Origin of the sequence: Geoanaerobacter pelophilus, assembly GCF_018476885.1 — a bacterium.
In the GTDB taxonomy this organism is placed as follows: Bacteria; Desulfobacterota; Desulfuromonadia; order Geobacterales; family DSM-12255; genus Geoanaerobacter; species Geoanaerobacter pelophilus.
Genome location: NZ_JAHCVJ010000007.1, coordinates 105792 through 117472 on the forward strand (window position 1 = coordinate 105792; position 11681 = coordinate 117472).

Genomic DNA, 11681 nt, shown 5'->3' on the forward strand with positions numbered 1-11681 from the left:
TTTTTATTTCACTGGTAAACTTTCATTATGAAGATCATTGCTGCGTCATACCTTTATAACCCAGGCTCTGCGCCTGTTGTCGGCGGTGCTGTTGCCGTGCGTGACGGGCAGATAATCGCTGTCGGCACCCTTGACCAGTTGCGGGGGGAATTCCCCTGGCCGGTCGAAGACCACCCGGGGTGCGTTCTCATGCCCGGCATGGTGAACGCCCATACCCACCTGGAGCTAACCCATTTCCCCTCGTGGAAGATCCGCAAGGGGCTTGATTACATGCCCAGGCAGTATGTTGACTGGATTGTGCAGGTGGTCAAGATCAGCAGGGGGCTTTCGAGCGAAGAACTGCTCCATTCGCTTGTCGAAGGGGCAAGAATCTCCCTCGCGGCAGGGACAACGACTGTCGGCGATATCCTGAGCAGCCTGACGCACCTCCCCGATTACCTCAAACTACCGGTAGCCGGCAGGGTTTATCTCGAAGCCATTGGCCATGACCCGGTAAAATGCGAGGAGAGAAGGGCCGAAATCGCTGCGGCGATAGAGTCATTTTCCGGTGATGCCCTTGTTCCCGGGGTCTCTCCCCATACTCCGCACACCCTTTCCGAGCAGTTCATGAGGGATATGACCGGCTTCGCCCATTCCTCCGGCCTGCCGACCATGATCCACCTCGCTGAATCGTCCGATGAGATAGATTTCTGGTTTGACGCCACCGGACGGATTGCCGAGGACATCTTCACCATGGCCGGATGGGCAGCGTACCTGCCGCCGCCGCGGCGCATGTCGCCGGTTGCCTATCTCGACGCCCTCGGAGTCCTGACGCCGATGACCACCTGCGTTCATTGCGTGCATGTCACCCCAGGGGATGTCGGCATCCTGCGCGACCGTGGCGTTTCCGTGGTGATCTGTCCCCGCAGCAACGACCGGCTGGTTGTCGGGACCCCACCGCTGATGCTGTTCAGGGGGAGCAGGATCCCACTGGCCATTGGCACCGATTCGCTGGCCAGCAACGATTCCCTCTCCCTGTGGGACGAAATCCGCTTTCTCCATGAGCGCTACCCCCGCATGTTCACCGCAGAAGAGCTGCTGGAGATGGCCACCATTGGCGGCGCCAAGGTTCTGCACCTGGATGGGCGGGCCGGAACCCTTGAGCAGGGCAAGCGGGCCGACATCCAGATCCTTGCAACCCCGGCATCCATGGCAGCGCAGACCATCGCCGATACCCTCCTTGAAGCCGCAGTGGTCTCAAAGGTCTACCTGGCCGGGGTCGACTTCAATCCATAGGCTTCCCTTGCAGTATCCCCAACAGTTTGCTACTATCCGGTCCCATGGGCGAAAAACTGATCTGCAACAACAAGAAGGCTTTTCACGAATATTTCATCGAAGAGAAATTCGAGGCCGGGATATCGCTCAAAGGGACCGAGGTCAAATCGCTTCGGGCCGGCAAGGCCAACATGGGCGACTCCTTTGCCCTGGTGCGTGGCGGCGAGGTCTTTCTGCACAACCTCAATATCCCGCCGTATGATTTCGGCAACCGCGAGAACCACGATCCTGACCGGCCGCGCAAACTGCTGCTTCACCTGGCCGAAATCGGCAAGCTTTTCATCAAGACCCAGGAACGGGGTTATGCCCTGGTTCCCCTGAGGCTTTACTTTAAGAATGGCCTGGTAAAGGTAGAACTAGGCTTGGCAAAGGGTAAGAAGCTGTACGACAAGCGCGAGGATTTGAAACAAAAAGACCATAAACGTGAGCTTGCCCAGGCGCTCAAGGAGCGCCACCGCGGGTGATGCCGGTTTGCAATGCGCTCAATAAAGTGTTATATTGAATTAGAAGGAAGTAGCAGATAGTAAGAAGAAATCCTGAGTAGATAGCACGGCCTACTGAGGAAGTCATTCTGGAAGTCACACGAAGCATAGCAACCGACGCTTACCAAGTGTAAGCAGGGAGTAAGCCGGGTGAACCAGAAGGTTTCCTCAGCAGTATTTTTAGAGTGGAAAGCCGAGCGTAACGCAGCAGATGGACTTTTTCCGGATTTAGAGGATGAGGATTCGCAAAAAGCTCCAGATGCAAGGCTTGAGAGGCAAGAGGAGTGAGTCGTACCTGTAAGGTACGTCGTAACGACGAAGGCCGAGCATAACACAGCAGATGGACTTTTTCCGGATCCGATATGGGGGTGTAAAGGTTTCGACGGGGGTAATAAGCAAAGGTTGCATGCCGAGGTTCGGGTGGCTCGTTAAACAATCCGAGCGTTTATAGACGCCGATAACTATAATTACGCCGTAGCAGCTTAATAACCTGCTACCGATCTGCCGACTCACTCCCGCTGGGAAGGACAGATCGTCATTAATGTGGGATAGCCGATGAGAGAGCCTGCGTATCTGAAGCGAAACCTTAGCAGGACCGCTTCCTGAAAATCCCGGCCAGTGGAGTTTCAGGGGGTTAAATCAAAAACTGGTACAAGCATGTAGACGCCTTCTGTGGATGACTTTCGGACCCGGGTTCGACTCCCGGCACCTCCACCAGCCTTCGCCAAGGCTTCGGCTGGCATGATAATGCTAGTCGGAGCCTTTTTTTTGCACTGCCCGCCGTAGCCCAACGGGCGCAGGAGCGGCGAAGTGACCTTATTTATGCATCGAAGGGGCCAGTCCTATGGGAGTTCTTGACTTTAAATCACTGGATAAGGCGATCGCACAGTTGGATGCAGGATTGCGGGAGTCGCAGGCATCGCCAGACAGCGAGTTGCTGCGGGATGGCGTGATCCAGCGGTTTGAATACACCTATGAGATCTCCTGGAAGATGCTCAAGCGCTATCTTGAGGCTACCTTGCCCAACCCCGAAGAGGTGGATGGCATGTCTTTCCAGACGCTTATTCGCACCGGTAGTGAACAGGGATTGCTTTTGTCAGGCTGGGATACCTGGGTGCGCTACCGTAAGGCGCGCGGCTCCACTAGTCACACCTATGATGAGGAAAAGGCCCGTGAAGTATTCAGTATCGTCCCGGAATTTCTACAGGAAGCGCGTTACCTGATCGACAGGCTGACCGAGAAGATGCCACGCCCATGATCGACGTGGCCCCACAACATCTTGAAACGATCAGGGCCATTCTGCGCAGGAATCTGCCCGACCGGGAGGTTTGGGTTTTCGGTTCCCGCGCAACCGGGAACGCCAAAGAGTTTTCCGACCTCGATCTTGCCGTTATTGGCGACATTCCGCTTGACCTCAGACAGCTTGCTTTGCTTGAAAACGACTTTGATGAGTCGGAACTTCCCTTCAAGGTTGATGTGGTGGATTGGGCGACCACCAGCGAGTCGTTTCGGCAGATCATCCGCAAGACGGCGGTGGGTCTGTGATTCTCACTCGCCGGCCAAAATATCTACAAAAACAGGCAAGTTGCAGTATGTCGGTATGACCCCAACGCCCCCCTGCGATAGAACTCGTGACGAAAGGTTCAGCGTCGGCATCGACCTGGGTGGGACCAAGATCGAGGCGATCCTGCTCGCACCGGATGATACGGTGCTCTTCCGCGAACGGATACCGACACCCCGCGATGAAGGGTACCGGGCGATCCTCTCGGCTGTTGCCGCTATGGTCGGCCATGCAATCGAACGACTCGGCCCTGATGAAGCCTGCACCGTCGGGGTTGGTATCCCCGGCTCCCTTGACGAACATACCGGCCTTGTGCGCAATGCCAACTCCACCTGCCTGATCGGACATCCGCTAAAAAGAGACCTGGAGCAGCTGCTCGATAGACCTGTACAGGTGCGCAACGACGCCGACTGCTTCACCCTTGCCGAGTGCCTGAGCGGAGCAGGGCAGGGGTACGGCCTGGTATTCGGGGTCATTATGGGAACCGGGTGTGGCGGGGGGATCTTCTGCAACGGCATGGTCCGGGAGGGGCCGCACCGGATCTCCGGCGAATGGGGCCACTATTCCGTTGACCCCCAGGGGGCGGCATGCTACTGCGGCAACCGGGGCTGCGTGGAGACGCTGATCAGCGGCTCCGGCGTCGAGAACTCCTTTCAGCGTGAGCATGGCATCTCGTTATCGATGGACCGGATCATCGAGAAGGCCCGTGCTGGCGACCCCCTCTGCAGGAAAGCCTTTGACCGGTTCCTGGATGACTTCGGGCGCTGTCTCGGCGGATTGATCTCCACGCTCGATCCCGACGCCGTCGTGCTGGGTGGGGGGCTTTCCAATATCGATGAGATCTATACGATCGGTGTTGACCGGGTGCGGCAGTATGCCTTTCACAACGATCTCCGCACCCCGATCCTGAAAAACCGGTTGGGAGATTCCGCCGGCGTGTTTGGTGCTGCGTGGATCGGCCGCCACGGGCCGGGATGTCGTGCCGCTGGACCGTCCTGAATGCGGTCCGGAAACATTACCGGTTCGACTGACGCAAGCCGGTCGCTGCTGGCGGTGGACCTGGGGCTTCGTACCGGTCTGGCCCTGTTTGCCGGCAGTGGCAGGCTAGTCTGGTACCGCTCCCACAACTTCGGGACCACGGAACGGTTGCGGCACGGCTTGCCGGGGATTTTTGCGTCGATCGGCGATCTTGAGGCTGTGGTGCTTGAAGGTGGGGGCAATCTGGCGACCGTCTGGGAGCGTGAGGCGGAGCGCAGAGGTATTACCGTAGTCCGGATCGGCGCCGAGCGGTGGCGGCCGCTGTTCCTGCATGATCGCGAGCAGCGGTCAGGCGCGGATGCCAAGAGATACGCCGGCGAGCTGGCGCGCCGGGTGATCGACTGGAGCGGAGCCCGACGCCCCACCTCCCTCAGGCATGATGCGGCAGAGGCTATCATGATCGGCCTGTGGGGGTTGCTGCATCTCGGCTGGCTCGATTCCCTCCCCAGGGAGCTGCAACGGCATTGATATGGAAGTGAAGATCGCCAAGGGGCTTTACCCTGACAGAAGCGGACTCTAAACCGCGCCCCGGCTCGACCTGGACCGAAGCCCCCAAGCGCAAGGCTCCGCACAAGCCGCTCCTGCTGTCAGTTCATGCCTTTCAATTCCGCATCTTTTGCTCCCTGGCGGCGTTGCAACTCCTCGGCTTAAGTATCTGGCCGAACATCGCCGCGAATGGCGACTGTAACCATTATTCTTCGTTTTGTGATACCTTAATTACTTGTCGTTCAACAGGAGGACACCATGAATACAACGTATGTTTTACGGCAATCGGATAACCTCGTTTTTAATAGCGAAGGTGAAACTTATACATTTACGGCCAGGAAATTAACGGACGCAAAACGCAGGGCAGGGCGCAAGCAATTTCATGAAGGTTCTAATCTGCGGCTCGAAGAAGAGAACGGCACGGTTGTCAGCATCAAGCGCAGCGGCTGCAAATGGGAAGATACACGATAAAATGCGATTCATGAGGTCTGCTAGTGGTCAGTCATGTTCTTTTTACCGACGGCAGCGTCAATCCACAGCAGCGGCTCGGTGTCGGCGTTTGTCTGCTGTTGCCCGCTGCGTTTCTTGAGTCTTCTCTCTCGGAGCCTGACCTCAATGAACTCGCCATGCGCTGTCAGTACCGGCGTTTTACCGATACGTCATCGACACAACTGGAACTGCAGACACTCTTGTGGGGTGTGTCAATCTACCGGGAGCAGATAGCACCGGTGGAGCGCGGCGGTCTGCGGCTTTATACTGACTCCCAGTGTATTGTCGGCCTGGCCGGGCGTCGGGAGCGGCTGGAGAAGCACGGCTTCTCCGCAGTGCACTCCAGAAGACCCCTGAGCAACTCTGCACTTTACCGCGCATTTTTCGCAGCCGGCGATGAACTCGGTTTCGAGGTCGTCAAGTTAGCCGGGCACTGCCGCACTGCTGCCCAAGACAACGTGCAGCAGATCTTTGCCGCGGTCGACCGTTGTGCGCGCCGTGAGCTGGGACGCTGGTTGGCTGAATAAATCCGGCCTTCTTGGGCCGCGCCCCCGGCCCAACCTGGGCCGACGCCACCAAGCGCAAGGCGCCGCACAAAGCGTAGTCTGGCTGGACAAGCGTGTATGATTCATCGTCAGATTTCAGGGTGATTATGATAACTCCGCAAAGAATCCTGTTTCTTCCTGGTGCCTCGGGCAACACCGACTTCTGGCGACCCGTTGCCGATATCTTGACTATTCCCGGAGATAAGATTCATTTCGGTTGGCCCGGTTTTGGCCCTACACCCCCTGATCCGACAATCCAGGGGATCGATGACCTGGTCAGGCTCGTCACCGCTGAAATTACAGGCCCGTCAGTCTTGATCGCCCAGTCAATGGGTGGCGTCATTGCGTTACTTGCGACTTTGGAAAAACCGGGCTTGGTCACCCATCTGGTGCTGACGGCCACATCTGGAGGGATGAATCTTGCAGCGCTCGGCGCCCAAAACTGGCGCCCCGCATTCATGGCGGCAAATCCAACCTATCCGGAATGGTTTGCCGACTATTCGGTTGATCTTACTGACCAGCTGGGCACCCTGGATATCCCTGTATTGCTGCTCTGGGGGGATTGTGATCCGATCAGCCCGCCTAGCGTAGGGGAAAAGCTCAGATCCTTACTGCCACATGCCGAGTTACACGTCCTGAACGGCGGCAGCCATGATCTTGGTCTTGAGCTCGCAGATGCAGTTGCCCGGCTGATAGATGAGCACCTTGCAATGACCTGGCAGTTATGGCGACAGGACGATAACGGCCATCGGTTCCTGGTCGGTGAGTACCAGGTCAAGGCTGATGCCGAAGCAAGAATGGCAGAACTGATGGTATGTATCCACAAGCAGATCTACTGGATTGAACAGGCTGAAAAATGACCGAAGCAACAACAAACATGCTATCCGTGCTGAAACTTTTCCTGATTCCGGTTGGTGGCGGCATCCCGGCAGGTGTCATGCTTGCCCAGACCAAGGGGGTGGCATGGCCGGTCACTGCGCTACTCTATCTGGTTTCCGACATCATTCTGGCATTGTTGTTTGAACCGGTACTGCGCCTGCTGGCCTACATCTGCAGCAAGATATCCTTCCTGGGTCGCGTTGCCGCCGCCATGAAGGCTGCCACTGCCCGCAGCGTCCATCATATGAGCGGTACCGGAGCCGGTCCCATCGGTCTTATCATGATCGCCTTCGGTGTTGACCCGATGACCGGTCGGGCAACAGCCCATGCTGCCGGTCATGGCTTCCTTGCCGGCTGGACCATCGCCATTGCCGGGGATATGCTTTATTTTGCGGTTATTGCCATCAGCACCCTGAAGCTGAACACTGTCATCGAGGACCCGAACATCACCATGCTGATAATCCTCGTTGTCATGTTCAGTGTCCCTACGATTATCAAGCTGGTTCGCTCGAAGTTTCCGCGTCACACGATGTAGTCCCGGCAAACATGAATTTTGCTGTTTCTTGGAGGGTTCTAGAATGACTGACAAATGGGGTCCCAGCATTAACGCAGCTCGACCGACCTTTGCCGTTGACGGCACTGCCAATATTCAACTGGCAACTGATCTACAATCTCTGGTTATCCTGGAAACTCAGGGCAGCATTAATTGTGATGTGACCTTCAACAACTGGGGGCAATCAAGTAGTGGGGTTGGATTTCTCTATACCGATAACCCACAATTCGATCCAGGAAAGCAGTTTCAGGTCAAATTGGGTAATACCAGCATGTTCTCAGGAGTTATATCCGGCATATCAACAATCCAAACGCAGCACAGTGCTTCATCAATATGCATTACATCTGAATTTCTTTTACGCAGTACAGGGACGAGGCTGAGGGTTCCGAAGTCATGGGAAATTACTTATGGCCAATCACTGAGAGAGATTACCATTGGTCATTTTCTCGGGAAGAAGTCTGGACAGGCTGTTGCGGGAGTTAACGGATCTTTGCATATTGGAGATACCGTTAACATTAAGGGAGTTGGTGCAAGGTTTAATGGGAACTATTCGGTGTCTGAGGTCAAGCACCTGTTTGATATGCAGCTGGGATTAAGGACGGAGTTCAAGTTCCGGTGAATTGAGGACATGATACAAACGTCCGAATCGGTGTCGGATGTAAATGATAAAGGCCGCTCCTTTTTAGGAGGCGGCCTTTTTTCTTCAAAATAAAGCAAGGGGTGAAAGCTTGTATTAGGGTATTGCAGGCGGATTCCACGGGATCCAGGTCACAACACCGGTAACGACGTCATACTTGCCAGTAACGATTTTTACTTTTTGTAACGGCCTTGTTCCAGGCACACCATATTCTACATATTCTCTTATAATAGTTGACTTACGATAGAGCGAGTCAGCGACTTCGGTGACATTCTCGGTTATGGATTCCTCGATAAGCGGGGCCCGGTCGTGAGTACCTTTATTATATCTGGTATTTATTGGGGGCAGTAGAGAATTGACGAGACTGCCGATGTATCCGTATCCTGGTGCTGGGACTGTCAGAGGGGTATTACCGTTCATGAGGTAGTAGTCGACCGATGAGGTGACAGCCCCGCATTTACTGTGGCCAAGGATAACGATAAGAGGCACACCGACATGCTCAACAGCATACTCTAAACTACCGATCTCGATATCCCCCAAAACGTTTCCGCCATCCCTTACTGAGAAAATTTCATTGAGGCCCCGATCAAAGATGATTTCAGGTGGAACTCTGGAGTCCATGCAACCAAGGATCGCAGCGTAAGGGTTTTGCCCGTTGGTGCCGGCATTGATTCTGACTGATGGCTGGCTCTGGGCGGTAAGGTGGAGTACCCGCCCCTTTATAAACTGGGCATTGCCTGCCTGAAGTTGGGCGAATGCCTGTTCAGGGGTGAGCGTTGTGGGGGTAGCGGCCCATGACAGCGCGACAGAAAGCAGCAGACCAACTAGTGCTATCCCTTTGGTGAAAAACAGTTTACATGGGTTCATATATTCCTCCTTTTTGGTTGATCCCCGAAGGGGCAATAATCACCTGCGCGAGCGTTTCCTTACTAAGGCAGCTCCGATAGCTCCGATTCCGAACAGCGCAAGCGTTGAAGGTTCCGGTACCGGGTCAGCCGACTGTGCGGGCTGAGATGAGGCGAAAGCATTACCGTCGACTATAACCCGGAACGAGCCATAGTCGCCGGTGGCAAAGTCCAATGAGGTGGAGAGAGAGCCCTGAAGTGAGGTAAAGTATTCTTCGGGAAAGGTGCTGGTGGAATAGCTGAATTGAACGACATCAGATGACTCGGTTAACTGCGTCAGATTGCGCAGGTAGATGCCTGCAAGGAGATACCCTGAGGCGCTCTCTTTGCCGTTGTCCGCATAAAGTTGCAGAAGGACATCATAGAATGCTGTGGCTTGCAGTGCGCCTCCCAGGCCAATCTGAAAATCGATATCATGAACTGTCTGAGCATTTGCCGAATAATCTCCGCCAGCATCGGAAAGAGCAAGTGAGAGCTGATTTACCATGGAACCGCTTGATGAAGCGGTCGAGGTAGAAAGCTTGTATGGACCGTCTGAGATAGTTGACTCAACCAGAGCATCTTCCCATATGTTACTTTGAGTGCTGTTGATTTGGAAGTCGGACGGCGAGCTTGATGTGGTTATTGTCTCTGTGGTTACCCGGTTTATGATCATTCTTGGATCATTGAAAGGGTCAACGGATACTGATGCCGAACTTTGGGCTCCGGAGATTGCATATGCATCAAACGCTGTACTAAGCATTATTGCCAAAGACAAAAGCCCAGCAACTGCTACCATTATCCTATTTGACTTCAGCGTAATCATATTAACCTCCAATAAGAGAACATTGTTTGGGGTTTCATTAAGCAATGTTTGCGCCATTGTCAATTTCATTAAAAAATTCGACATGATATATTTATCCCTCAACAGTGGTCGGTTACCGAGAATTAATAAAGTAAGACTTTTCGACAGTTTTGCCATTTATATTTGTAGTTACTAGAGTGACTTTATCGGAGAGTATTCAGCTAATAGGCCGTTTAATGGGTATGTTGATTTTGGAGTTTTCATTAATTATGAAATACAGTCGTTTTTTAGTGTAAATTTTTCCGACAATCAATCTGATGTTTCCCGACTTTGCCGAAAGCCACAATTATGATATGTGTGAATATCAGGTAGATTTGACTGTGCTTTTTGAGTTGATCAAGGAGTGTTTTTGTGAAGGGTAATTTCTGTAGGCTGTTGTCGGTGCTGTTATGCATCGGCTGCTTTACTGTTTCTGCGGTTGCAGAAAACCTGGCCTATACCGTCAGCGGCATAATATATGGTGGAAGTGCGCCCCTGCCAGAAGCATCAATAATAATAGTTGATTCATTAACTCTGTCTCCGATAAAAAGTGTGACTTCAGATTCAAAAGGTTATTATTCAGGTACAGTTGAAAAAGGTAAATACAATTTAGAGATTACTCCACCAACTGACAGTGAACATGCTGTTTCATATGTAAACGGAATAGAAGTAAGTAATTCAAATGTAATCCAGAATATTGTTCTGACTAAGGATTCAACATCATCCACAACCATTACAGGATATGTAAAGACAGAGCTAGGGACTGCAGCACACAATATGCGTGTCATTATCGATTCCGGTGAGAATTTTGGCAGCGGCTTAACTGACCTCTCTGGCAAATACTTTGTAACGTTGATAAGTGAAAACAGTATGCCTGCCGGGACAGTTTTCAATGCGAATGTATCTTCACCGGCAGCCCAACAAACCGCAGAAATTCCGATCAAGGTTGAATGGTCGATCAGCAATATACTGTTCCACGCACCGCTTAATTCATTGTCGCTCCCCGTTATCGTCTTGCCGCATTTTCCTGTTCTTAGGGGAAGGACGACTGATCATACTGGTATGCCAGTGGGTGGAGTACGGGTGAAAACTGCTCCCAGAACCTACAGTTGGAGTAATGAAGGCATCACTTATAATTATGAATCAGATATGGGAGATGATACCGTTACTTCTGATGAAAAAGGGTATTATTCCATCACGCTTCTTCCGAATCCTTCCTATGAAATTCAGATCATATCACCGTCAGGGATGTCTCATGAAAACAGGGTGTATTCGGGCGTTGCAATATTTTCTGATGTTTCAATGGATCTGGCTTTGAACCCGTCTAAACAATAAGCCTACAGCTAATCCAGCTTTAATAAGGATCTGTGGCAAATATCACAGATCCTTCCGCAACTGTAGCCGCAGCATACGGAAGTTCACGACTTCCTGTACCTGCTAATAAACTCGAAGGTGATAAAATCAGAAATAACTTCTGGACGTCATATCGTGATGCTTAAAGAAGGGAGTAAATAATGATCGGCTTTCTCCTGAAACTCATAGTCAATGCCGTGACGCTCTATGCAGTGGTTCACCTTGTACCTGGTATCAGCGTTGCGGGAATTGAAAACCTTGTGGTCTCCTCCCTAGTGCTTGGTTTACTCAATGCGACATTACGACCAATCATCTCCTTTTTCTCTCTGCCGATAACGATCCTTACCCTCGGACTCTTCACTTTCGTTGTGAATGGCGTTATCTTCGCTCTTGCCTCCTGGATTGTTCCCGGATTCAATGTGACCGGTTTCGGTAGTGCGATGCTTGGTGCGTTCGCTTTCAGTGTCATCAGTTTCATCCTCAATCTCATAGTAAGACCATCTAGAGACTGATTTAAAGAAGCTTCTTACCTGGGGTAGTCCTGCAGGAAGACACCTGAAATAAAAGCGATCCTGACATAAACTTGGCACTAAGAAATTTGAGGGACCAAGCCCTC

Annotated in this window: 16 protein-coding genes and 1 other RNA gene; 15 read left to right on the plus strand and 2 right to left on the minus strand. The window is 52.7% G+C overall.

Annotated features, from left to right (window positions below; genetic code table 11):
* Window positions 1–27 precede the first annotated feature (27 nt).
* From KI809_RS16235 to KI809_RS16295, 13 genes are all read left to right on the plus strand, one after another.
* Entirely contained in the window at window positions 28–1275 is a 1248-nt protein-coding gene (locus tag KI809_RS16235) for an amidohydrolase family protein (protein WP_214172637.1), read from the plus strand.
* A gap of 44 nt (window positions 1276–1319) precedes the next feature.
* Window positions 1320–1778, plus strand: coding sequence for an SsrA-binding protein SmpB (gene smpB, locus KI809_RS16240; protein ID WP_214172638.1), 459 nt, complete (start codon window positions 1320–1322; stop codon window positions 1776–1778).
* A 168-nt stretch (window positions 1779–1946) separates the two neighbouring features.
* Window positions 1947–2084, plus strand: coding sequence for a hypothetical protein (locus KI809_RS16245; RefSeq protein ID WP_214172639.1), 138 nt, complete (start codon window positions 1947–1949; stop codon window positions 2082–2084).
* Between the two features lie 76 nt (window positions 2085–2160).
* Window positions 2161–2513, plus strand: a transfer-messenger RNA (tmRNA) gene (ssrA, locus tag KI809_RS16250).
* Between the two features lie 127 nt (window positions 2514–2640).
* A complete protein-coding gene (locus tag KI809_RS16255; protein ID WP_214172640.1) occupies window positions 2641–3054 on the plus strand; it encodes a nucleotidyltransferase substrate binding protein in 414 nt (137 codons plus the stop codon).
* Window positions 3051–3341 carry a nucleotidyltransferase family protein gene (locus KI809_RS16260; protein WP_214172641.1) on the plus strand — a complete coding sequence of 97 codons (291 nt, stop codon included), beginning with the start codon at window positions 3051–3053 and terminating at the stop codon, window positions 3339–3341. Before KI809_RS16255 ends, KI809_RS16260 begins: the two co-directional genes overlap by 4 nt.
* 55 nt (window positions 3342–3396) lie before the next feature.
* Window positions 3397–4356 (plus strand): ROK family protein, encoded by a 960-nt coding sequence (locus KI809_RS16265; RefSeq protein WP_214172642.1) that lies wholly within the window; start codon window positions 3397–3399, stop codon window positions 4354–4356.
* Window positions 4357–4863: a hypothetical protein gene (locus KI809_RS16270; RefSeq protein ID WP_214172643.1), complete on the plus strand. Its 507-nt coding sequence runs from the start codon at window positions 4357–4359 to the stop codon at window positions 4861–4863.
* 276 nt (window positions 4864–5139) lie between these two features.
* Window positions 5140–5352, plus strand: coding sequence for a hypothetical protein (locus KI809_RS16275; protein WP_214172644.1), 213 nt, complete (start codon window positions 5140–5142; stop codon window positions 5350–5352).
* 23 nt (window positions 5353–5375) lie between these two features.
* Window positions 5376–5897 carry a ribonuclease H gene (locus KI809_RS16280; RefSeq protein ID WP_214172645.1) on the plus strand — a complete coding sequence of 174 codons (522 nt, stop codon included), beginning with the start codon at window positions 5376–5378 and terminating at the stop codon, window positions 5895–5897.
* Between the two features lie 125 nt (window positions 5898–6022).
* Window positions 6023–6775 (plus strand): alpha/beta fold hydrolase, encoded by a 753-nt coding sequence (locus tag KI809_RS16285; RefSeq protein ID WP_214172646.1) that lies wholly within the window; start codon window positions 6023–6025, stop codon window positions 6773–6775.
* A complete protein-coding gene (locus KI809_RS16290; RefSeq protein ID WP_214172647.1) occupies window positions 6772–7329 on the plus strand; it encodes a hypothetical protein in 558 nt (185 codons plus the stop codon). The genes KI809_RS16285 and KI809_RS16290 overlap by 4 nt, the downstream gene beginning before the upstream one ends.
* Before the next feature lie 43 nt (window positions 7330–7372).
* A complete protein-coding gene (locus tag KI809_RS16295; protein ID WP_214172648.1) occupies window positions 7373–7966 on the plus strand; it encodes a hypothetical protein in 594 nt (197 codons plus the stop codon).
* Between the two features lie 114 nt (window positions 7967–8080).
* Here KI809_RS16295 and KI809_RS16300 read toward each other — a convergent pair whose 3' ends face one another.
* Together KI809_RS16300 and KI809_RS16305 are read right to left on the minus strand one after the other, a co-directional pair.
* Window positions 8081–8851 carry a carbonic anhydrase gene (locus KI809_RS16300; protein WP_214172649.1) on the minus strand — a complete coding sequence of 257 codons (771 nt, stop codon included), beginning with the start codon at window positions 8849–8851 and terminating at the stop codon, window positions 8081–8083.
* A 39-nt stretch (window positions 8852–8890) separates the two neighbouring features.
* Window positions 8891–9694, minus strand: a complete 804-nt coding sequence (locus tag KI809_RS16305; RefSeq protein ID WP_214172650.1) for a PEP-CTERM sorting domain-containing protein — start codon at window positions 9692–9694, stop codon at window positions 8891–8893.
* Window positions 9695–10084: 390 nt separating this feature from the next.
* On the opposite strand from KI809_RS16305, the gene KI809_RS16310 reads away from it, so the two are divergent.
* Window positions 10085–11047 (plus strand): carboxypeptidase-like regulatory domain-containing protein, encoded by a 963-nt coding sequence (locus KI809_RS16310; RefSeq protein WP_214172651.1) that lies wholly within the window; start codon window positions 10085–10087, stop codon window positions 11045–11047.
* Window positions 11048–11226: 179 nt separating this feature from the next.
* Window positions 11227–11577 (plus strand): phage holin family protein, encoded by a 351-nt coding sequence (locus tag KI809_RS16315; protein ID WP_214172652.1) that lies wholly within the window; start codon window positions 11227–11229, stop codon window positions 11575–11577.
* The last annotated feature ends 104 nt before the right edge of the window (window positions 11578–11681 follow it).

Bases quoted from the DNA above. Each gene is read 5' to 3' on its own strand.
- KI809_RS16235 (WP_214172637.1), top strand. From the start codon at position 28: ATGAAGATCATTGCTGCGTCATACCTTTATAACCCAGGCTCTGCGCCT.
- smpB (WP_214172638.1), top strand. From the start codon at position 1,320: ATGGGCGAAAAACTGATCTGCAACAACAAGAAGGCTTTTCACGAATAT.
- KI809_RS16255 (WP_214172640.1), top strand. From the start codon at position 2,641: ATGGGAGTTCTTGACTTTAAATCACTGGATAAGGCGATCGCACAGTTG.
- KI809_RS16260 (WP_214172641.1), top strand. From the start codon at position 3,051: ATGATCGACGTGGCCCCACAACATCTTGAAACGATCAGGGCCATTCTG.
- KI809_RS16265 (WP_214172642.1), top strand. From the start codon at position 3,397: ATGACCCCAACGCCCCCCTGCGATAGAACTCGTGACGAAAGGTTCAGC.
- KI809_RS16270 (WP_214172643.1), top strand. From the start codon at position 4,357: ATGCGGTCCGGAAACATTACCGGTTCGACTGACGCAAGCCGGTCGCTG.
- KI809_RS16275 (WP_214172644.1), top strand. From the start codon at position 5,140: ATGAATACAACGTATGTTTTACGGCAATCGGATAACCTCGTTTTTAAT.
- KI809_RS16285 (WP_214172646.1), top strand. From the start codon at position 6,023: ATGATAACTCCGCAAAGAATCCTGTTTCTTCCTGGTGCCTCGGGCAAC.
- KI809_RS16290 (WP_214172647.1), top strand. From the start codon at position 6,772: ATGACCGAAGCAACAACAAACATGCTATCCGTGCTGAAACTTTTCCTG.
- KI809_RS16295 (WP_214172648.1), top strand. From the start codon at position 7,373: ATGACTGACAAATGGGGTCCCAGCATTAACGCAGCTCGACCGACCTTT.
- KI809_RS16300 (WP_214172649.1), bottom strand. From the start codon at position 8,851: ATGAACCCATGTAAACTGTTTTTCACCAAAGGGATAGCACTAGTTGGT.
- KI809_RS16305 (WP_214172650.1), bottom strand. From the start codon at position 9,694: ATGATTACGCTGAAGTCAAATAGGATAATGGTAGCAGTTGCTGGGCTT.
- KI809_RS16315 (WP_214172652.1), top strand. From the start codon at position 11,227: ATGATCGGCTTTCTCCTGAAACTCATAGTCAATGCCGTGACGCTCTAT.